We start from the raw sequence: 19,680 nt of genomic DNA on the forward strand, positions 1-19,680 counted from the left end.
AGCGACAGCCGACCGGCACGCGTCGCAAGCAGCAATCTGCACGCGCTCAGGCCGCGCCCGCCGTTCACCTTGCCTGCAACGCTGCCCAGGCGAAGGCTTCATCGAGTGCGGCAAACTTGACCGCTTGCCAATGGCGGTAATCGTCGACCAGGTCACGCGAAATCCAGAGCGGACCGCGGCTGCCGGAACTCTCCCAGCCGAGAACGCCGAGATCACCGGCACGCGCGAAAACCCTTTGCGCATGGGTGCGCGAGATGATGTAGCGGCTGGAGATCTCACCTGGCTTCAGGGGCCCGATCCAAATCCGCTGATCGGGCAGGACGCCCGTCGGCAGCCGCGCCACCAGGTCGTGCAGGATGTTGCTGCCCGACTCCGTCGAGACGAAAGCGGCGATGCTTTCGGGTGGGTCGCACCAGGCGCGATCCGCGATGAGCCGCCGCATCGCACGCGGGAGCGCATGATGCATCAAGGTCGGCTCGGTTTGCGACTGCGCCAGCCTTGTTCCCTCGTCGAGCCTGTCGAGCGACGAAAGGTGCCCCTCGAACCACTGCCGGATCAGGCCCTCGGCGACATCGGAAAGGATCAGGGGCCTGATCCGCTTGTCGCCGCCCTGTTCCGCATCGAGAAGCAGTCGATAGTTGCGCATCTCGGCCAGGTGCGCCGCTGCCGTGTTCTTGCTGGCTACGTTGTTGCCGGCGATAAAGTCGATCAGCCTTGCCGCCGTCAGCTCCGGGCGGGATGGGTCGGTCAGACGCTCGAAATGCAGCGTCAGGATGGCCTGGGTGAGCAGCCATTTTCTCAGGCTGGCGGTGTAGCGCACGATGCGCGGAGCGGCGTCATGGATCGCAACCATATGAAGGGCCGCCTGACGCAACGCCTCCCCAAAGAGCGGATCGCCGACGAACCGCTCAGGCGTGAACGGCGTTTCGCCGTCCGGAGATCGGACACATTCGGATCGCGCCGTCACGGGCAGTCTCCAGACAGCGTAACCGCTGTTCGTTGCTTGCGACCGCGTGAAATGAACCGGTGGCTGGCGGGTGCCTTTAGGCGGACCCGGGCACCCGGATCGGTTGAAAAAGGCAAAAAGCGCGTAACACCGAACATAAACCAGTCCCCCTCCCGCCCCGGTGGCCAATAGCTAAATCGGACAGACAGCGCAGATCGAGGTCTATACTTACAAGGTAACGAAGTCTTTACCCGTTTTTACGGATGGGGACGACGAGACGCTGTTTCAGAGATCAACGTTAATACGGGGAATTGAAAACAGCAGCGCACGTGCAGGCAAATCTGATAAAACAGCGCCAGGGATCACATTTTGATGGCTGCCCGGATGCGTGCCCGATTGTTGATCGATCGTAAGATCCGGCCAGATAAAGAAGCCAATGAGGAACTTCGCCGCCACATGTTGCGTTGACGCTCATGTGCGGCAACGGGGTGTTGCAGCATCCACGCAAATGGGAGGTGCAAGGCATGTGGCGATGGCTCCTGATGGCCGCACTCATCTTGCCGTCCACGAGTGCCTCACGGGCAGACGAGGGCGCGTTCTTGAAGACCCTTGGCGGCAACTGGGCAGGCACCGGAACGGTGCGCATCCGTGCTCACATGTCGCCGATGAACATTTCCTGCAACTTCAGTTCCAAGGCGAGCGACGCCGCTCTATCGATGGAGGGCGTCTGCCGCGGCATGCTGCTGATCTCGCGATCCATTGACGCGAAGCTGCGCTTTACCGGGTCCACCTATAGCGGCTCCTATCTCGGGCCCCGCGGCGGCCGCGCCGGGCTCAACGGCACACGACGCGGCGATGCGATCAACCTCACCATTCGATGGGCGAAGGAAGTCAATGGCGACCGCAGTGCCGACCTGACCTTACGCAAGGTCGGCACCAACGGGATGCAGTTGAAGACGATCGACGTCGATCCCGCTTCCGGCAAGCGGATCGTCACGAGCGAGATCAATCTCAAGCGAAAATAGCCTTGGGCCACCATGCCCCCTTCGGACCGGAACCGGGGCGGAGTTGGCGCGTTGCCGGCGCCGTCAGGCTACCGCTGCCACCCGGGCATCGAAATCCGCGGTCCATTGTAGCGACGGCCGCGCGCCACAGCGCTCGACCCAGTCCTTGATGACGGCGCTATCCGGTGTTGCCGCGGGATACCAGGCGAAGGGCGAATGCAAGAGCAGGTCGGCCGCCGAGTAGTGCTCGCCCATCAGATAGGGACTGTCCTTCAACGCGTTTTCCAGGCGTGCCGCCATCTCTGTCGGGCCGCGGAAGGTGGCGTCGAAATAGGGGTGCGAAACCCCCGCGGCTTGCGCGATCAGCACCGGCTCGACCACACCGGCATACCAGGCAAGCCAGCTGAGATAACGGCCACGCTGCGGATCGCCAACATGCGGCGCCATCCTCTTTTCCGGGAAGAGGTCGGTCAGGTATTGGATGATCGCAATGGTTTCCCAGAGCACCACACCGTCATGAACGAGCAGCGGCACCTTACCCTCCGGGTGCGGGTTCGCCGGATCCTTTCGACCGCTGCCGTCACCGCGAGTGATGTCGACGATCTCGACTTCCACCTTGTCGAGAGCATCGAGTTCGCGAAGCAGGGTGATGATGCGCGACGAGCGCGAGCGCGGGGCGTGAAAGAGTGTCAGCATAGTCTGGATCCTCGGTTGCGTTTGGCGATGCGGATCTTATACAGTCGGCCAACTGCCAGTTTTCGTCAGTAGGGTTCGTCTATCTTTCATCCATGGCCCGTAGTGATCGTCTGTTCTGCCTGCTCCAGGCGCTGCGCACACTCCCCTCCCCGGTAACGGCGGCCCGCCTTGCCGAGGAAACCGGCGTGTCGTTGCGCTCGCTCTATCGGGACATCGACAGCCTGCGCGCCGCCGGCGCCGTCATCGATGGCGAGCGCGGCTTCGGCTACCGGCTGACGGAGGATATCGCCTTGCCGCCGCAAACCTTTACCCGCCTGGAGATCGAGGCGCTGGTGCTCGGCCTTGCCGAGGTGCAGCACATGGGCGAGCCGGATCTCGCGGCCGCAGCGGGCGCCGTGCTTTCGAAGATAACGGCGACACTGCCCGACAGGCTGCAGCGTCAGGCATTGCATGCCGCTTCACAGGTCTATCGCTTCGAGCGCCGCAACCCGCCTGTCACCGATGTCAGCCTTCTGCGCGAAGCCTGCTGGCAGGAACGTGCAGTGGTGATCGCCTATGTCGACGCGGACCAGCAGCGGACAGACCGGAAGATCCTGCCGTTGGCGATCGTGTATCTCGAGCGGATGCTGGTGTTGCTCGCCTGGTGCTGCCTGCGCCAGGACTACCGCAAGTTCCGCGTCGATCGCATCGTCGATGTCACGATGACGGAGGAAAGCTTCCGCCCGCGCCGAGTTCCGATGCTCCGGGACTTCGTGGCCTACCTGAACGCCGGTGCGCCTGAAACGTCGAAGATGACGTTGAGCGGCCAATAGCTAAAACGACGACGCGGCCCGTGTTGCCACGGACCGCGTTCGGACTGCTTTTTTTGCAGTCATGCCTTGGGAGGCAAACTTATTCCGCCGGCTGCAAGGCCGGCTGCGGCAGCGCCTCCGGCGCACGGCCGCCAAGGACCGCGGCCATCTGCGCTTCATCCAGTTCGCCTTCCCACTTCGCAACGACGATCGTGGCGACCGCATTGCCGACGAAGTTGGTGAGCGCGCGGCATTCCGACATGAAGCGGTCGATGCCGAGGATCAGCGCCATGCCGGCGACCGGCACCGCCGGGACGACCGAAAGCGTCGCAGCCAGCGTGATGAAACCGGCGCCGGTGATGCCGGCAGCACCCTTGGAGCTCAACATCGCGACGAGAAGCAGCAGCACCTGATCGCCGAGCGACAGCGGGATATCCATCGCCTGGGCGATGAAGAGCGCGGCCAGCGTCATGTAGATGTTGGTGCCGTCGAGGTTGAAGGAATAGCCGGTCGGGATGACCAGACCAACGACCGAGCGCTTGCAGCCGGCCTTTTCCATCTTGCTCATCAGACCCGGAAGAGCGGCTTCCGACGAGGACGTGCCGAGCACCAGGAGCAGTTCTTCCTTGATGTAACGGATCAGCGCAACGATCGAGAAGCCATTGTAGCGGGCGACCGCGCCAAGAACGACGAACACGAAGAGGAAGGACGTGATGTAGAAGGTGCCGATCAGCATCGCCAGGTTGGCGATCGAGCCGACGCCGTATTTGCCGATGGTAAACGCCATCGCGCCAAAGGCGCCGATCGGGGCGGCCTTCATCAGGATGCCGACGAGCTTGAAGACCGGCAGCGTCAGCGCGTGCAGGAAGTCGACGACGGGCTCTGCCTTCTTGCCGACCATGGCAAGCGACAGACCGAAGAGCACGGAGATGAACAACACCTGCAGGATGTCGCCATCGGCAAAGGCGCCGACGAGCGTCGTCGGGATGATGCCCATCAGGAAGCCGGTGATCGTCTGCTCATGCGCCTTTTCGGCATAGGTGGTCACCGCCTTGACGTCGAGCGAGGCCGGATCGATGTGCATGCCGGCGCCCGGCTGGACGACATTGGCGACGATCAGGCCGATGATCAGCGCGAGCGTCGAGAAGGTCAGGAAATAGATCATCGCCTTGCCGGCGACGCGGCCGACCTTGGCAAGATCGGTCATGCCGGCGATGCCGGTCGCGACTGTCAGGAAGATGACCGGCGCGATGATCATCTTGACGAGACGGATGAAGGCGTCGCCGAGCGGCTTCAGCTCGGTGCCGAGCGACGGATAGAAATGGCCGAGCAGGATGCCGGCGGCGATCGCCACCAGAACCTGGACATAGAGATGGCGATAGAAAGGTGTCTTGCCGCGCGGTTCCGCGGATTGTTCGATAATCATGAGATCCTCCACTGGACCCAGTCCGGCGTCATGCCGGGCCTCCCGGGTCAATTTCCGATGCGCGACAGCGCGGGCTGTCATGAGGATGTCATTTGCAACGGTCGTGCCAGTTGGCCGCGGCAGGAACCAAGCCTTTGAATTGATGAGGATGTTTTGTGCAGGCGGCTCGGTGCGCACAAAGAGTTGAGCGGATTTCCGCACAAGCCATCTGGAAGACTGAGCGAAAAAATGCACAATTGGGCCATGTTCAACGCCCTGTCCGCCCCCCTCAATCTGGCAGATCTCGACCAGTCGATGCGCCGCACCTGGCTGGTCTTTGCCGGCCTTGCCGTCGCGCTGCTTGTCGCCGCGCTCCTGCTTGCCGGCGAGTACGGCCGAAGCCAGGCGCTCGAAACTGTCGATGCCCAAAGCCGGATCGATGCCAATCTGAAGGCCTCGCTGCTGCGCGCCGTACTCGAACGCCAACGCTCGACGCCGCTGGTGCTGGCCGACGATGTCGAGGTGATGGCAGCCCTTTCGACCCGCGGCACAGAGGCGCTGCAACGGCTGAACGAGAAGCTGCAGGCGCTGGCGACCAACACGGACGCCGCTGTCATCTACGTGATCGGCCCCGATGGCGTCGCCGTCGCTGCCAGCAACTGGCGCGAGCCGACGAGTTTCGTTGGCAACGACTATGCCTTCCGCGAATATTTCCGCATGGCGATGCGCGACGGCAAGGCCGAGCATTTCGCCATGGGCAACGTCAGCAAGCGGCCGGGCCTCTACATTTCGCGTCGGGTCCAGGGTCCTGACGGCCCGATCGGCGTCGTCGTCGCCAAGCTCGAATTCGACGATGTGGAAGCCGAATGGCTCGCCTCCGGCAAGCCGGTCTACGTCACCGACCGGCGCGGCATCGTGCTGATCACCAGCTTCCCCTCCTGGCGCTTCATGACGACCAAAACAATTCCACGCGACCGCGTCGCCGCCATCCGCGACAGCCTGCAATTTGGCGATGCCTCGCTGCTGCCGCTGCCCTTCCGCGACATCGAGCCGACCAGCGATGGCTCCAGCGAGTTGCGCGCACTGTTGCCGGGCGACAGCGAACGTCGGTTCCTCCGGGTCGAAACCATGGTTCCGACCACCAGCTGGCGGCTGGAGCAGCTAGCACCGCTCGATGGCGCGATCTCGGCGGCAACCCGCGAGGCCCGGCTGATTGCCCTGGCCCTCCTCGCACCGCTGCTCGCTTTTACCGCGGTCCTCCTGCGCCGCCGCCAGACGCTGGCGCTGGTGTCTGCGCGCGATCGCGCCGCGCGCGACGAGCTGGAGACCCGCGTGGCGGAGCGCACACATGACCTCAGCCTTGCCCGCGATCATCTCGAAACGGAGATCGCCGACCACCGGCGTACTGGCGAGAAGCTGCAGGCGGTGCAGCAGGAACTGGTTCAGGCGAACCGGCTGGCGATCCTTGGCCAGGTGGCGGCCGGCGTCGCCCACGAGATCAACCAGCCGGTCGCGACCATCCGCGCCTATGCCGACAACGCCCGCACCTTCCTCGAACGCGGCCAGCAGCAGACCGCGGTCGAGAACCTTGTCAGCATCGCCGAACTGACCGATCGGGTCGGCACCATCACCGACGAACTCAGAAGCTTCGCTCGCAAGGGCCGCTTCGTCGCCGAGCCGACGCCCATGCGCGACGTGATCGAGGGGGCGATGATGTTGCTGCGCAGCCGCTTTGCCGGCCGCATGGATGCGATCGTCATCGACCTGCCGGAAAATGGCCTCAGCGTCCTCGGCAGCCGCATCCGGCTCGAGCAGGTGCTGATCAACCTTTTGCAAAATGCCCTGGAAGCGCTCGGCACGCGCAGCGGCGCCGAGATCCGCGTGCGCTGCGAGGACGGTCCCTCGGGTACGGTTTTGCTCGTCGTTGCCGATAACGGCCCAGGCATTCCCCTGCACATCCACGAGGATCTGTTCACGCCGTTCAACACCTCGAAGGATGAAGGGCTCGGCCTCGGCCTTGCCATCTCCAAGGAGATCGTCGCCGACTATGGCGGCGATATCACCGTCGAAACCAGCGACAGGGGCACCGTCTTCACGGTTCGCCTGAAGAGGGCCTGAGCGATGCAGCCGACCGTCTATCTCGTCGACGACGACAACCACCTGCGCAAGGCGATGACGCAGACGCTGGAACTCGCCAGCCTCGCCGTTACCCCTTTTGCCAGCGCTGCCGAAGCGTTGAAGACGCTGGATGCGAATTTCGACGGAGTCGTCGTCAGCGATATCCGCATGCCGGGCATCGACGGCCTCGCCTTCTTCCGCCGCATCGAAGCTTTCGACGCGGATCTGCCGGTGATCCTGGTGACCGGCCATGGCGACATCCCGATGGCAGTGCAGGCGCTGCAGGATGGCGTCTACGACTTCATCCCCAAACCCTTTGCCGCCGACCGGCTGGTGCAGAGCGTGCATCGCGCGCTGGAAAAACGCCGGCTCGTGATGGAAAACCGCGCGCTGAAACGGGCCGCCGAGACGGCCGGCGACAGCCTGCCGCTGATCGGCCAGACGCCGGTCATGGAACGTTTGCGCCAGACGATCCGGCACATTGCCGATACCGATGTCGACGTGCTCGTCGCCGGCGAGACGGGCAGCGGCAAGGAGGTGGTGGCGACGCTGCTCCACAATTGGAGCCGACGCCGCAACGGCAACTTCGTGGCGCTGAATTGCGGGGCGCTGCCCGAAACGGTGATCGAAAGCGAACTCTTCGGCCACGAACAGGGCGCCTTCACCGGCGCCTTGAAGAAGCGCATCGGCCGGATCGAGCATGCGAGCGGCGGCACGCTGTTCCTCGACGAGATCGAGGCGATGCCACCGGCGACTCAAGTGAAGATGCTGCGCGTTCTGGAAGCGCGCGAAATCACGCCGCTTGGCACCAACCAGGTTCGTCCGGTCGATATCCGCGTCATCGCGGCTGCCAAAATCGATCTTGGCGACCCGGCGCAGCGCGGCGATTTCCGGGAAGACCTCTACTTTAGATTGAATGTCGTAACGCTGTCGATCCCACCGCTGCGCGAACGCCGAGACGATATCCCGCTGCTCTTCTCGCACTTCCTGACCCGGGCGGCCGAGCGCTTCAAGCGCGACGCGCCTGTGGTCACATCGGCCGTGCAGAGACATCTGATGACGCATGCCTGGCCGGGCAATGTGCGCGAGCTCTCGCACTTTGCAGAACGCGTGGCGCTTGGTGTCGAAGGTCCGCTGGGACAGCCGATTGCGCCCGCCGAACAGCCTGGATTTGCGCTCCCGGAACGGCTCGAACGCTACGAGGCGGAGATCCTGAAAGAGGTGTTGCGGGCTCAGCGCGGCGACGTCAAGGCGACGATCGAGGCGCTCGGCATTCCGCGCAAGACATTCTACGACAAGCTCCAGCGCCACGGCATCAACCGTGCCGATTACGCCGAGCGGGCCGCACCGGAAAAGGCCGGCCGCTAGCGTCAAACCCGAATCCGTCACCACACGCAATAGGTGCATCTTTGTCGGCAGGCGAATTCACGCTTGACGACCCGGGCCGATCGATGGCTATGATCTAGGCATTCACCAGGGGGGTCCCGCAAGGGGCTGAGATTCTGCTGGATGGCCGGCTTGCCGGCTGTGGCGCAGTGACCCGTTGAACCTGATCCAGTTCATACTGGCGTAGGGACGGTGCAGATATCGAAGCCAGGATTCCGTGCGTCCAGCATCTGGCGGAGCGTCTTTCATCTTTCCGGCATCAGAACTGGGTCTCCAATTGCAAACTTGGAGCCTCGTCATGAATATTGCCACCAAACCCGCAGCCCTCACGGTCACGCAAGGACCGCTTCCCGCCTCCCGCAAGATCCACAAGCCGGGCGTGCTTCATCCGGATATCCGCGTGCCGATGCGCGAGATTGCGCTCCACCCGACGTCGGGCGAGCAACCGGTTACGGTCTATGATTCCTCCGGCGCCTACACCGCCGACGACGCCGAGATCCGCATCGAGGACGGCCTGCCGCGGCTGCGCCGCAACTGGATCGTCGACCGCGGCGATGTGGAAACCTATGAGGGACGCGTGGTCCGCCCCGAGGACAACGGCTTTGTGAGCGGCGACAGGCTGACACCGACCTTCCCGTTCCAGCATGCGCCGCTGAAGGCCACGGGCGGCCGCGCAGTGACCCAGCTTGCCTATGCCCGCGCCGGCATCATCACGCCGGAAATGGAGTTCGTGGCGATCCGCGAAAATCTCGGCCGCGACGCGGCGCGTGCGAAAGTCCGCGACGGCGAGAGCTTCGGCGCCCACGTCCCCGATCACGTGACACCCGAATTCGTGCGCCAGGAAATTGCCAGCGGCCGCGCGATCCTGCCTGCCAACATCAACCATCCGGAATCCGAGCCGATGATCATCGGCCGTAATTTTCTGGTGAAGATCAATGCCAATATCGGCAACTCCGCCGTCACCTCGTCGATGGCGGAAGAGGTCGAAAAGATGGTCTGGGCGACGCGCTGGGGCGCCGACACCGTCATGGACCTTTCGACCGGCCGCAACATCCACAACATCCGCGAATGGATCATCCGCAACTCACCGGTTCCGATCGGCACCGTGCCGCTTTACCAGGCGCTGGAAAAGGTCAACGGCATTGCCGAGGACCTCACCTGGGAAGTCTATCGCGACACGCTGATCGAGCAGGCTGAACAGGGCGTCGACTATTTCACCATCCATGCCGGCGTCCGGCTGCACTACATCCCGCTCACCGTCGATCGCGTCACCGGCATCGTTTCGCGCGGCGGCTCGATCATGGCCAAGTGGTGTCTGCATCACCATCGCGAGAGCTTCCTTTACGAGCATTTCGAGGAAATCTGCGACATCTGCCGCGCCTATGACGTCTCCTTCTCGCTCGGCGACGGCCTGCGCCCCGGCTCGATCGCCGATGCCAACGACGCGGCACAATTCGCCGAACTCGAAACGCTCGGCGAGCTCACCAAGATCGCCTGGGCCAAGGATTGTCAGGTGATGATCGAAGGCCCCGGCCACGTGCCGATGCACAAGATCAAGGAGAACATGGACAAGCAACTCGCCGTCTGCGGCGAGGCGCCGTTCTACACACTCGGACCGCTGACGACGGACATTGCGCCCGGCTACGACCACATCACGTCGGGCATCGGCGCGGCGATGATCGGCTGGTTCGGCACCGCCATGCTCTGCTACGTCACGCCGAAGGAGCATCTGGGTCTTCCCGATCGCAACGACGTCAAGGTCGGCGTCATCACCTACAAGATCGCCGCCCATGCCGCCGATCTCGCCAAGGGCCATCCGGCCGCCCAGGTGCGCGACGACGCGCTGTCGCGCGCGCGCTTCGAATTCCGCTGGGAGGACCAGTTCAACCTCTCGCTCGACCCGGAGACGGCCCGTAACTTCCACGACGAGACACTGCCGAAGGAAGCGCACAAGGTCGCGCATTTCTGCTCCATGTGCGGCCCGAAATTCTGCTCGATGCGGATCTCGCACGACATCCGCGCAGAAGCGCAGAAGGAAGGCCTGGAGGCAATGGCCGCGAAATACCGCGAGGGCGGCGACCTCTATATGCCGGTGGAAGGGGCGGCTGGCGCGGCCGAGTAGACGACAGAGACTCGTTGAAGGGGCCAGTCACGGCCCCTTCAGTTCACTCAGGGCTGCGCCTCCCGCCTCGGAAGCGGAAGCGGCGATCGCCAAGGCTCTCCTCCTCCGTCATGCTTGGGCTTGAGCCGAGCATGACGGAGGGTGGGAGGCGCGCCAACGACCCCGTTCAATCAACAAACATGCAACGTCCTCTGTCCCTCTCGCGACGCCTCAGCGATGAGGGCGATCATCTGTATGTCGTGGCCGCCGCCAGAGGCCCGCACCTTGCGCTCCGTGTCGCCCGTCCCCCCAATAGCTTGTCCCCACATCGATTGAACGATATGCAAGGCGCACGCAAAAGTCGCTGTCGGCGAAATTCATTCGCGGCGGGCAGCCGAACTGTACCCGCGCAAAAGTCCTGCAGGACGACGCAAGAACGCCGTTTGCACAAGGAGAATGACTTGAGGACATGCCTGTTGAGACTGACGGCCTTGTCCATAGGAGCCCTTGCAGCATTCGGCGGAGATCTGCCGCGCCTCAACGGTGACCGGGGCTTTGCCGCGGGCCTTTCCTGGATTTCCGCTGCCCATGCGGACGACGCCGATGCCGGCGGCACGAATGGTGAAGGTGCCGCGGGCGGCAGCGACCAAGGTAGCGAAAACGTCGGGAGCGGCGGAAGCAACGGCACAGAGGGTGGCGGCGATTGGGGCTCCGGCGATGGTAGCGGCGTGGGCGGCGAGCCCGGCGGGACCGGGGCTGGCGGTGGAGGCGGCGTCATCGACGGAAGCGGCCTGAGCGGCGGAGACAGCGAGCGCCACTCATCCTCATCGCGCGACGGGCGGGATTACGGACCAACCGGCAGCGTATGGCACGGCGGCAGCAGTTTCCTCAATCTTTTTCGCCGGACACCGGAAGAGCCTCCCGAGGGGAGCGGGCCAGAGTCTTCCACCCGGCAGAAGAGCGATGCGGGATCCCGCAAAAGCGCGGGTCACACCAGAACAGAGCCCTGAAGAGATGTCTGCTTCGTCGCGCCGAAGGATGCCGTGTGCTGTTTATCGCAGACATAGAAGCGTCTGCGCCTGGATGCTTGGGCCAAGCCCTGGCATGACGGAGCAGCGGGAGGCGCGCTATCGATCCCGTTCGATCAACGAACGCGCAACGTCCCTATAGCCCTATAGCCCTCTAGCGACCACTCACCATCCGCTCGACCACATCGAGCAGCACGTTGGCGCCGGCGACCAGATCATCCGGCTCCGTGTGTTCGCGCGGATTATGGCTGATGCCGTCGCGGCTCGGAACGAAGATCATCGCCGTCGGCGCGATGCGGGCGATCATCTGGGCATCATGACCGGCGCCCGAGGTCATGCGCCGGCTCTTGAGGCCTCGCGCCTTCGCCGAAGCCTCGACCGCTGCGACGATGCCCTGATCGAAGGCGACCGGCTGGAAGCGTGCCAGCCGCTCGACCGAGATCGTTACCCCCTCTTCCGCGCCGATGCGCACCAGAAAGTCCGCAAGCGCCGCTTCGAGCGCCTGCAGCCGATCCTCGTCCGGATCGCGCAGATCGACGGTGAAGGCGGCACGCGATGGGATGACGTTGATCGCGTCGGGCTCGAAACGCATGGTGCCAATGGTCGCGACACTCGGCGCGTTCGACCGGGCAATATGCTCGCGCAGGAAGAGGCCGACACGGGCGGCCGCGAGACCGGCGTCGGAACGCATTGCCATCGGCGTGGTGCCGGCATGGTTGGCGACGCCATCGATCGTCACGCGCTGCCAGGAAATGCCCTGCAGGTTCTCGACGGCACCGATCGAAAAGCCCTCGCGCTGCAGCACCGGCCCCTGCTCGATATGGAGCTCGACATAGGCGTGGGGCTTGAGGAACCCCGGCTCGATGTTGCCGGCATAGCCAATCCGCTCGAGTTCCTCGCCCAGCGACGAGCCATCCGTGCCGATGGTCGCGAGCGCTGCGTCCAGCGGCAGGCCGCCGGCATAGACGAGCGAGCCGAGCATGTCGGGCGCAAAACGCACGCCCTCCTCATTGGTAAAGGCGGCAACGACGATCGGTCGGGCCGGCGTCACGCCACGGTCCTTCAGCGTCTCGATTACTTCGAGCGCGGCGAGTACGCCGTAACATCCGTCATAGATGCCGGCATTGATGACCGTATCGATGTGCGAGCCGAGCATGATCGGCGCTTCGCCGCTGTTCTCCTCGCTGCGCCAGATGCCGAAGATGTTACCAATCTGATCCACGGCCACATCGAGGCCCGCCGCCTCGATCCAGGCGACGAGGCGGTTGCGGCCGGCCTTGTCGTTGTCGGAGCCGGCCAGCCGGGTCAGTCGCCCTTCTGCATCGCGACCGATTTCGCCAAGCTCGCGGATGCGCCCGAAGAGGCGCGCGGCGTCGATGGAAGGAAATGACATGTTATTCCTGCTTTCATGCGGATTTTGGTTCATGGCCGGCTATCAGCCAACGCCAGTCTCTGCCGGATAATCTCGGCGTGATAACGCGCGCCGAAGATCAGGGCGTCGTCGTTGAAGTCGTAACGCGGATTGTGCAGCGGCGCCGATGTCTCGCCATTGCCGATGAAGACGAAGCAGCCCGGAACGTGCTCAAGGAAGCGTGCGAAATCCTCCGAGCCGGTCATCGGCTCGGCGGCCGTTGCGACATTCCCGGTCCCGAACACCGTTTCTGCTGCGGCAAAGGCGTGGCCGGTCAGGGCCGGGTCATTGATCAGTGGCACGAACTCGCGCGTGTAGTTGACCTCGACCTCGCAGCCATAGGCATCCGCCGTACCCTTGGCGATCACCCGCATCTCCGCTTCGATCTTGGCGCTGACCTCCGGGCGGAAGCTGCGGGCATCGCCGAGGATGCGGGCGAGACCGGGCAGCGCGTTGCGCGTGCCGTCGGTCAAAAGCTCGGTGACCGAAACGACACCGATATCCGTCGGCGAGAGGCGGCGCGACACGATCGTCTGCAGATTGACGACGGTGGCGCAGGCGGCGACCAGCGTCTCGTTGCCCCAGTGCGGCCGCGCCGCGTGCCCGCCGACGCCTTTGAGCACGATCTCGAAATTGTCCTCCGCCGACATGATGGCGCCGACGCGGGTTTCGAAACGGCCGACCGGCAGCCCCGGCATGTTGTGCAGGCCGTAGATTTCGTCGAAGGGAAAACGTTCCATCAGTCCGTCGTCGAGCATCGCCAGCGCGCCCTTGCCCCACTCCTCGGCCGGCTGGAAGATAAAGCATGCGGTACCATCGAAGCCGCCGTCTTCGGCGAGCATCTTGGCGGCGCCAAGCAGCATGGCCGTGTGACCGTCATGGCCGCAGGCATGCATGGTGCCGGGCTTCGTCGAGCGATAGGGAAGCTCTCCCTGTTCCGGTATCCGCAGCGCATCCATGTCGGCCCGAAGCGCTATGGCGCGGTTGCCGCTGCCGCGTTTCAGCCGACCGACGACGCCGGTACCACCGACACCTTCCACCACCTCGTCGAGCCCGAATTCCCTGAGCTTTGCCGCAACGAAGGATGAGGTGCGTTGTTCCTCGAAACCGAATTCCGGGTGCGCGTGCAGGTCGCGGCGCCAGGCGGTCATGTCCTTCACAAGCCGGTCAAAATCCATTCCCGCCATGGTCATCCTCTTTCGTTCGATGTGTTGGCGACGGTCTCGGGCGACAGGCCGACCAAGGCAGCATAACGCTCTGGGTCCGTCGCACCCTCGGTATTGATGACGAAGACGCGCGACTGCGCGGTCAGTCCGAGCGTTTCCCGCAGCGCTGGATCGCGGGCAACCGAAAGCAGCCCGGCCAGGCCGACGCCGCCGCTTTCGCCGGACACGATCGCCGGGTCAGAGCCTGTCGGCCGCGCAAGCCGGTTCATCACCGAAACGGCATCCTCCTCGTCGACGGTCATGAAGGCATCGGCGACGCGCGACAGGATACGCCAGGCGACAAGCGACGGCTCGTAGCATTCGAGCATCGCCATGATCGTCGGCTCGCCATGCGCCACCTTGACCGGATGTCCGGCTCTGGCGCTTTCGTAGAGGCAGGCGGCGCGCGCCGGATCGACGACGACGAAACGTGGACGCTCCGCGCCATAACGTAGCGCCAGATGCCCCGCGGTCGCCGCCGCAATGCCGCCAACGCCCGCCTGCACGAACACATGCGTCGGAGGCTCTTCCATCTGCCGCAGCGCCTCGCTCAGCAGCGCCGTGTAGCCCTGCATCACCAGGCCGGGAATGTATTCGTAGCCCGGCCAGGTGGTGTCCGAGACGACGGTCCAGCCATTTTCGTCACAGACCCGCGCGGCCTCCCGGACGGAATCGTCGTAGGTCCCGGCAACGCGGACGATCTCCGCGCCATAGGCCGCGATCGCCTCGATGCGCGTTTCGCTGACGCCTCCGTGCACGAAGATCACCGCTTTCGCGCCGACAAGCCGGGCGCCCATGGCAACCGAGCGGCCGTGATTGCCATCGGTGGCGCAGCCGAAGGTCTGGGCGGCGGCAATTGCCCGAACCTCTGGCCGGTCGAGATCGTCGAGATCGATGCTGCGACCGAGACGCCGTTCTGCCTCCTCGACCACCAGCCGGATCACCGCATAGGAACCGCCAAGCGCCTTGAAACTGCCGAGACCCAGGCGATGGCCTTCGTCCTTGACGAAGATGCCGGCAATACCGAGTTCGTCCGCCAAAGCGGGCAAGGCATGAAGCGGCGTCGGCCGATGGTCGGGGCGGCGCGCAAGCTGCTGCTCGACACGGGCGGTGGCGGCAAGCGACAGCATGTCGGCATCCGCGGGCAGTAGCGAGTGGCCGAAATCGGCATGGGTATTGGCGAGAAACATGGTGCAATCTCCGTAGACCACGAAAATCTATTTCATCGCTGCCGAGAAATGCGCTCTAAATAGCCGGCGCGGATGCAAGTTTGTAAAGCGAATGGGGTGCCGTGACGTGGGGTTCCACCTTCAGCGCCCGGAGAGCAGGAACCGAAAGGCACTGGATGGCCCCGTCGAAAAAGCCACAGGTCGAACTGGATCGCTTCGATCTTGCGATTCTCGCCATCCTGCAGAAGGACAATACGACGCCGCAGCGCCAGATCGGCGAGGCGGTCAATCTGTCGGCGCCCGCCGTCCAGCGGCGGATCAAGCGCATGGAAGAAACCGGCGTCATCCGCGCCAATGTCGCGCTGATCGACCCGGTCAGCGTCAATCAGGCGCTGACGATCCTGGTGGAGGTGGAGGTCGAAAGCGAGCAGATCGCCCTGCTCGATGCGGCCAAGGCGGCATTCACGGCGGCACCCGAGGTGCAGCAATGCTACTATGTCACCGGCGACGTCGACTTCATGCTCGTCGTCATCGTGCCGACCATGGCCGACTACGAGGCCTTCACCCGGCGCATGTTCTTCGGCAATGCGAACATCAAGCGCTTCCGCACCTTCGTGACGATGGATCCGGTGAAGGTCGGGCTTTCGGTTCCGCTCTAGGATAAAGCCGGAAGCGCGCAGCGATTGCCCGACGGCGGAATTCTCCGCCTACTTCGAGCCCCCGAGCGCCTTCTTCTCGGCGTCCGCGTCGAGCGGCTGCCCGGCGCCGATCGACGTCAGAAAAGCATCGACGGTCTCAAGCGAAGAGGCGGGCGCATAGCCGTCTCCGCCTTCCGGCCTAGTGACGGCGAGCCGCGTCTGCCAGGTCGACGCCTTGCGGCAGGCGACCGACACCAGACCGGGCTCACCGGGCTGGGCGAGTTCGTATTCGCGGCAGAGCTGCCCCGAGCCGAGCTCGAAGGCCGATACCAGCCGGACCGTCCCCTGCCCTTCACCAAGGGCGACTTCGTCTCCCGAAGCCGCCTTGTCGAGGATGGCGGAGAGCGCCGGGCCGACGGTGCCGGCCACCTGCATCGCGCCCGGCACCCCGCCTGGATCCGCCAGCCCACCGCCGCGAAGCAGGTAGCCGCCAGCGCCGCCGACGACCACCAGCAGCGACGCTGCCATCGCCATCAGAAACCGCGAGGGGCTGCCGTTCGGCGACGCCGGCTGATCCGCAGGGCGCCGGAAGGCCACGACGTTATCGCCGGCTGCAGCCGGTGCGTCCGCCGCGCGCGCTGCGTCGCCTGCGGCCGCCGCCATGGCCCGCACCTTAGCGACCAGTTCATCCGGCACCGGCTCGTCGAGCACTGGCTTCAGCGCCTCGCTTGCGGCGGCGCGTGTTTCCATGAACATCGCTACGCGCGCCATCAATTCGTCGTCCGTTTCCAGCGCCGCCTCGACACGGCGCATCGTCTCCTCGTCGAGTTCGCCGTCGGCGAACGCCATCAAGATTTCATCGCTGAATTCCGTGTCGCTCATCTTGTCCCGCCTCTCATGTCCTGTGAACGCGCGACCGGCGGTTCTATTCCCGTTGCCTCCGCAAGATTTTTACGCGCCCGGGCGAGCCTGCTCATGACGGTTCCGATCGGAATGCCGAGAACCTCGGCTGCCTCCTTGTAGGAAAGCTCCTCGACGCAGGTGAGGATCAGTACCTCGCGCTGTTCGAGCACCAGGCCGTCGATCGCAGCCGCCACGCTCTTCAGCGCCATGCGCGCCTCGCTCCCGGCCTCGCCCGAAGGAACGGCGAGTTCGGCCTGCGCCTCGATCTCCTCCGTCGGGCCGGCGGTCTTCTGCCGGCGCAGCTGGTCGATCCAGAGGTTGCGCAGGATGCGGAACATCCAGGCGTCAAAGCGCGTGCCTTCCTCGAAGCGGTCCGAACCGGCAAGCGCCTTTTCGCAGGCCGCCTGCACCAGATCGTCGGCCACGTCGCGCGACCGGCAAAGCGAAATGGCAAAGCGGCGCAGGTTCGGCAGAAACGCGACCAGGCGCTCGCCGAAGACGATGGTCGGATCCGTCATCGGGCGTTCCTTTTGGCGCTACCCTTCGTCACCGGTGGAATAATTTGTCCATTCATCCGTTGAGCGTTATGGGAACTACACCCGAAAGTCACCACTTATGGTCCGTCCGTTCACGGTAAGCTTTCGTTTTCGGATGCCGCTACACAAGGAGAAAACCTTGAAAAAACGCCTGTTTCGACTGACCGTCCTGTCGTTGTGCGGCCTGGCAACCGGTGCTGGGGATCTCTCCTTTGGCGGTAGTAACGATGGCAATTCAACCGTTCGCTTTGCCTCAATCAGTCAGGCCCAGGCGGACGACGACGATGACGATGGTGGCGGTGGCGGTTCGTCCCGCGGCTCAGGCGATCGCGACTCAAGCAACACCTGGCGGGGAGGCGGCAATCTGCTCGATCTCTTCCGCGGAACGCCGGAGCGCCGCGTCGTGCGCCAGCGTCCGGCAGCGCGCCGGGCAACCCATGTTCCCGGTGAAATCATCGCGCTCGGTCTCGACGATGCCGCCATCCAGCGCCTTGCGGAAAGCGGCTTCACAGTGCGTGCACGAGAGCCGTTCGGGCTTTCGACGACAGAGATCGTCAAGCTCGGCGCCCCCCGCGGCATGACGCTCGAGGATGCCCTCCGGCAGGTCGCGGATGCGACGCCCGGAGCAATCGCCGATCTCAACCATTATTTCGAGCCGAACGAAGGCACCGCCTCACCGGCTCCCTGCGCCGACGGCGGTTGCGCGCTCGTCCGCACCGCCATCGGCTGGCCCGACGCCAGCGCCGCGTGCACGGCTGCCGGCCCGATCGGGCTGATCGACACGGCGATCAACCCCGCCCATCCCTCACTAAAGGATGTCAGGCTCGACATCGTCAGGCTGGCGGAGGAAGAGGCGCCGGAATCCGGCCGCCAGCACGGGACTGCGGTCGCAGCTCTCATTGCCGGACGGAAGGACAGTCGCGCGCCGGGGCTGCTCGGCAATGCCCACCTGATCGCCGTCGACGCCTTCCAGCGAAAGGGCGGCGAGAGCGATATCGCCGAGACCTACGATCTCGTGCGCGCCATCGATCTCCTGGCCTCGCGCAAGGTCACGGTCATCAATATGAGCCTCTCCGGGCCACACAATCTGCTGCTCGAAAAGACCGTCGCGCTCGTAGCCGAGCGAAACATCATCCAGGTGGCGGCGGCCGGCAATGACGGCCCGCGGGCTAAACCCGTCTATCCGGCCGCCTATCCGGCGACGATCGCGGTCACCGCGGTCGACCGCAACTTCAAGCCCTATCGCCGCGCCGGGCGCGGCGACCATATCGATGTCGCAGCACTCGGCACGAGTGTCTGGACGGCTGCGTCGATCGAGGGGGCAGCGCCCAAGACCGGCACATCCTTTGCCGCCCCCTTCGTCACGGCTGCCTCCGCCATTCTCAGGGCCTCGCATCCGTCGCTGTCGGCCCAGGAAGTTGCAAAACTCGTCACGGAGACGGCGCAGGACCTCGGCGCGCCGGGCAAGGATCCCGTGTTCGGCTGGGGCGTTCTCAATGCCCGCGAGCTCTGCCGCTCGTAGCAGCGTCGAGCGGGCGGCACTGAACTACGGCTTTTGCCAATCCATGACCAGGAACGGGGGGACCCTTCTAAAGAGGTCCCTTTGTTCCGGTTCGCCGCCACGCGGCAGTGGTTCGTCGAAATAGCGCAACTGCAGGCCCGCTCCCAGCAACAGCGACATGTAGGTGCTGAGCGGCCGGTGCCAGTTCATGACCCGAAGATCGCCCCAGCCGATCCAATCGGACCGTTCATCCATGTAGTGGTCGATCATGAAACTGCGCTTGCCATCGCCGCCATCGCGCCAGCCGGTCGGGTTGCTGGCGCTGTAAAAGCTGGTCAGGTTCGCGATCAGCAGATGACCGCCCGGGCGGAGAACCCGGTTCATCTCGCCAACCGCCGCATCCAGATCGGCGATGTCGATGAGGCTGAGATAGGCAACGACCAGATCGAAAGTCTTCTCCGCGAAAGGCAGTCCTTCGGCCTGTGCGATGCGATAGTCACCATCCGGATGCAGACGCCTCGCCTGACTAACGAGCGACCCGGCGGGATCGATGCCGACGGTGCTCAGCCCCTCCGCCGAAAGCAGCCGGCAGAACCGCCCCTCGCCGCACCCGACATCGAGGACAGCCCTTGCCCCGCTTTGCCGCGCCCTTTCGAGCATGGGCGCATCGAGGACGAAGCGCCGCGCAAAATCCCCCTCGGCGCCCAGCCCGGAAATCCAGGCAGCCGCCGACTCCTCCCATCCATTTGACATTTTACGTTTGGCCCTCGTGATCCGTCCTGCGTTTACGAAGACTGAGAGGACAACCTTGGCGATTGCATGACGGTAGCCGCCGCGCGGCT

18 protein-coding genes and 1 riboswitch are annotated in these 19,680 nt (G+C 64.4%); of the genes, 8 read left to right on the forward strand and 10 right to left on the reverse strand.

Annotation, left to right across the window (positions count from 1 at the left end):
• Positions 1-64: 64 nt before the first annotated feature.
• Positions 65-967 (reverse strand): hypothetical protein, encoded by a 903-nt coding sequence (locus IB277_RS24795; protein ID WP_060581030.1) that lies wholly within the window; start codon positions 965-967, stop codon positions 65-67.
• 264 nt (positions 968-1,231) lie between these two features.
• The gene (locus tag IB277_RS24800; protein WP_159415784.1) at positions 1,232-1,402 is read right to left on the reverse strand and encodes a hypothetical protein; all 171 of its coding nucleotides are present in this window, start codon (positions 1,400-1,402) and stop codon (positions 1,232-1,234) included.
• Between the two features lie 68 nt (positions 1,403-1,470).
• On the opposite strand from IB277_RS24800, the gene IB277_RS24805 reads away from it, so the two are divergent.
• On the forward strand, positions 1,471-1,971 hold the full coding sequence (locus tag IB277_RS24805) for a hypothetical protein (protein ID WP_034805724.1): 501 nt from the start codon (positions 1,471-1,473) through the stop codon (positions 1,969-1,971).
• Between the two features lie 63 nt (positions 1,972-2,034).
• Here the strand turns inward: IB277_RS24805 and IB277_RS24810 are convergent, their stop codons facing one another.
• Entirely contained in the window at positions 2,035-2,646 is a 612-nt protein-coding gene (locus tag IB277_RS24810; protein ID WP_034805722.1) for a glutathione S-transferase family protein, read from the reverse strand.
• A gap of 92 nt (positions 2,647-2,738) precedes the next feature.
• Here IB277_RS24810 and IB277_RS24815 point away from each other — a divergent pair, with 92 nt between their 5' ends.
• A complete protein-coding gene (locus IB277_RS24815; RefSeq protein WP_089042836.1) occupies positions 2,739-3,458 on the forward strand; it encodes a YafY family protein in 720 nt (239 codons plus the stop codon).
• Positions 3,459-3,537: 79 nt separating this feature from the next.
• Here IB277_RS24815 and IB277_RS24820 read toward each other — a convergent pair whose 3' ends face one another.
• Positions 3,538-4,863 carry a dicarboxylate/amino acid:cation symporter gene (locus tag IB277_RS24820; protein WP_034805703.1) on the reverse strand — a complete coding sequence of 442 codons (1,326 nt, stop codon included), beginning with the start codon at positions 4,861-4,863 and terminating at the stop codon, positions 3,538-3,540.
• Between the two features lie 228 nt (positions 4,864-5,091).
• Between IB277_RS24820 and IB277_RS24825 the strand changes: the two genes are divergently transcribed.
• The 4 genes from IB277_RS24825 (at position 5,092) to IB277_RS38705 (ending at position 11,457) form a co-directional block, all read left to right on the forward strand.
• Positions 5,092-6,960: an ATP-binding protein gene (locus tag IB277_RS24825; RefSeq protein ID WP_192371996.1), complete on the forward strand. Its 1,869-nt coding sequence runs from the start codon at positions 5,092-5,094 to the stop codon at positions 6,958-6,960.
• 3 nt (positions 6,961-6,963) lie between these two features.
• Entirely contained in the window at positions 6,964-8,328 is a 1,365-nt protein-coding gene (locus IB277_RS24830; protein ID WP_060581032.1) for a sigma-54 dependent transcriptional regulator, read from the forward strand.
• 97 nt (positions 8,329-8,425) lie between these two features.
• Positions 8,426-8,554: riboswitch (TPP riboswitch) on the forward strand.
• A 90-nt stretch (positions 8,555-8,644) separates the two neighbouring features.
• On the forward strand, positions 8,645-10,468 hold the full coding sequence (thiC, locus tag IB277_RS24835) for a phosphomethylpyrimidine synthase ThiC (protein ID WP_060581033.1): 1,824 nt from the start codon (positions 8,645-8,647) through the stop codon (positions 10,466-10,468).
• Between the two features lie 455 nt (positions 10,469-10,923).
• A complete protein-coding gene (locus tag IB277_RS38705; RefSeq protein ID WP_090296833.1) occupies positions 10,924-11,457 on the forward strand; it encodes a hypothetical protein in 534 nt (177 codons plus the stop codon).
• A gap of 172 nt (positions 11,458-11,629) precedes the next feature.
• Here IB277_RS38705 and IB277_RS24845 read toward each other — a convergent pair whose 3' ends face one another.
• Genes IB277_RS24845 through IB277_RS24855 form a run of 3 tightly spaced genes read right to left on the reverse strand, consistent with a single transcriptional unit; the run spans position 11,630 to position 15,281 of the window.
• Complete coding sequence (locus IB277_RS24845) at positions 11,630-12,868, reverse strand: Zn-dependent hydrolase (protein WP_060530424.1); 1,239 nt, start codon at positions 12,866-12,868, stop codon at positions 11,630-11,632.
• Between the two features lie 29 nt (positions 12,869-12,897).
• Positions 12,898-14,073, reverse strand: a complete 1,176-nt coding sequence (locus IB277_RS24850) for a M20 aminoacylase family protein (RefSeq protein ID WP_060530423.1) — start codon at positions 14,071-14,073, stop codon at positions 12,898-12,900.
• Between the two features lie 2 nt (positions 14,074-14,075).
• The gene (locus tag IB277_RS24855) at positions 14,076-15,281 is read right to left on the reverse strand and encodes a diaminopropionate ammonia-lyase (RefSeq protein WP_060530422.1); all 1,206 of its coding nucleotides are present in this window, start codon (positions 15,279-15,281) and stop codon (positions 14,076-14,078) included.
• A gap of 155 nt (positions 15,282-15,436) precedes the next feature.
• Between IB277_RS24855 and IB277_RS24860 the strand changes: the two genes are divergently transcribed.
• Complete coding sequence (locus IB277_RS24860) at positions 15,437-15,919, forward strand: Lrp/AsnC family transcriptional regulator (RefSeq protein ID WP_034805679.1); 483 nt, start codon at positions 15,437-15,439, stop codon at positions 15,917-15,919.
• Positions 15,920-15,967: 48 nt separating this feature from the next.
• Here the strand turns inward: IB277_RS24860 and IB277_RS24865 are convergent, their stop codons facing one another.
• Both IB277_RS24865 and IB277_RS24870 read right to left on the reverse strand, forming a co-directional pair.
• On the reverse strand, positions 15,968-16,780 hold the full coding sequence (locus IB277_RS24865; RefSeq protein WP_060530420.1) for an anti-sigma factor: 813 nt from the start codon (positions 16,778-16,780) through the stop codon (positions 15,968-15,970).
• Entirely contained in the window at positions 16,777-17,319 is a 543-nt protein-coding gene (locus IB277_RS24870) for an RNA polymerase sigma factor (RefSeq protein ID WP_034805673.1), read from the reverse strand. Before IB277_RS24870 ends, IB277_RS24865 begins: the two co-directional genes overlap by 4 nt.
• A gap of 133 nt (positions 17,320-17,452) precedes the next feature.
• On the opposite strand from IB277_RS24870, the gene IB277_RS24875 reads away from it, so the two are divergent.
• Positions 17,453-18,859 (forward strand): S8 family serine peptidase, encoded by a 1,407-nt coding sequence (locus IB277_RS24875; RefSeq protein WP_083523552.1) that lies wholly within the window; start codon positions 17,453-17,455, stop codon positions 18,857-18,859.
• 24 nt (positions 18,860-18,883) lie between these two features.
• Here the strand turns inward: IB277_RS24875 and IB277_RS24880 are convergent, their stop codons facing one another.
• A complete protein-coding gene (locus IB277_RS24880; RefSeq protein WP_060530419.1) occupies positions 18,884-19,591 on the reverse strand; it encodes a class I SAM-dependent methyltransferase in 708 nt (235 codons plus the stop codon).
• Between the last annotated feature and the right edge of the window lie 89 nt (positions 19,592-19,680).

It is taken from the genome of Ensifer sp. ENS07, from assembly GCF_014852185.1.
GTDB classification, from domain to species: domain Bacteria; phylum Pseudomonadota; class Alphaproteobacteria; order Rhizobiales; family Rhizobiaceae; genus Ensifer; species Ensifer adhaerens.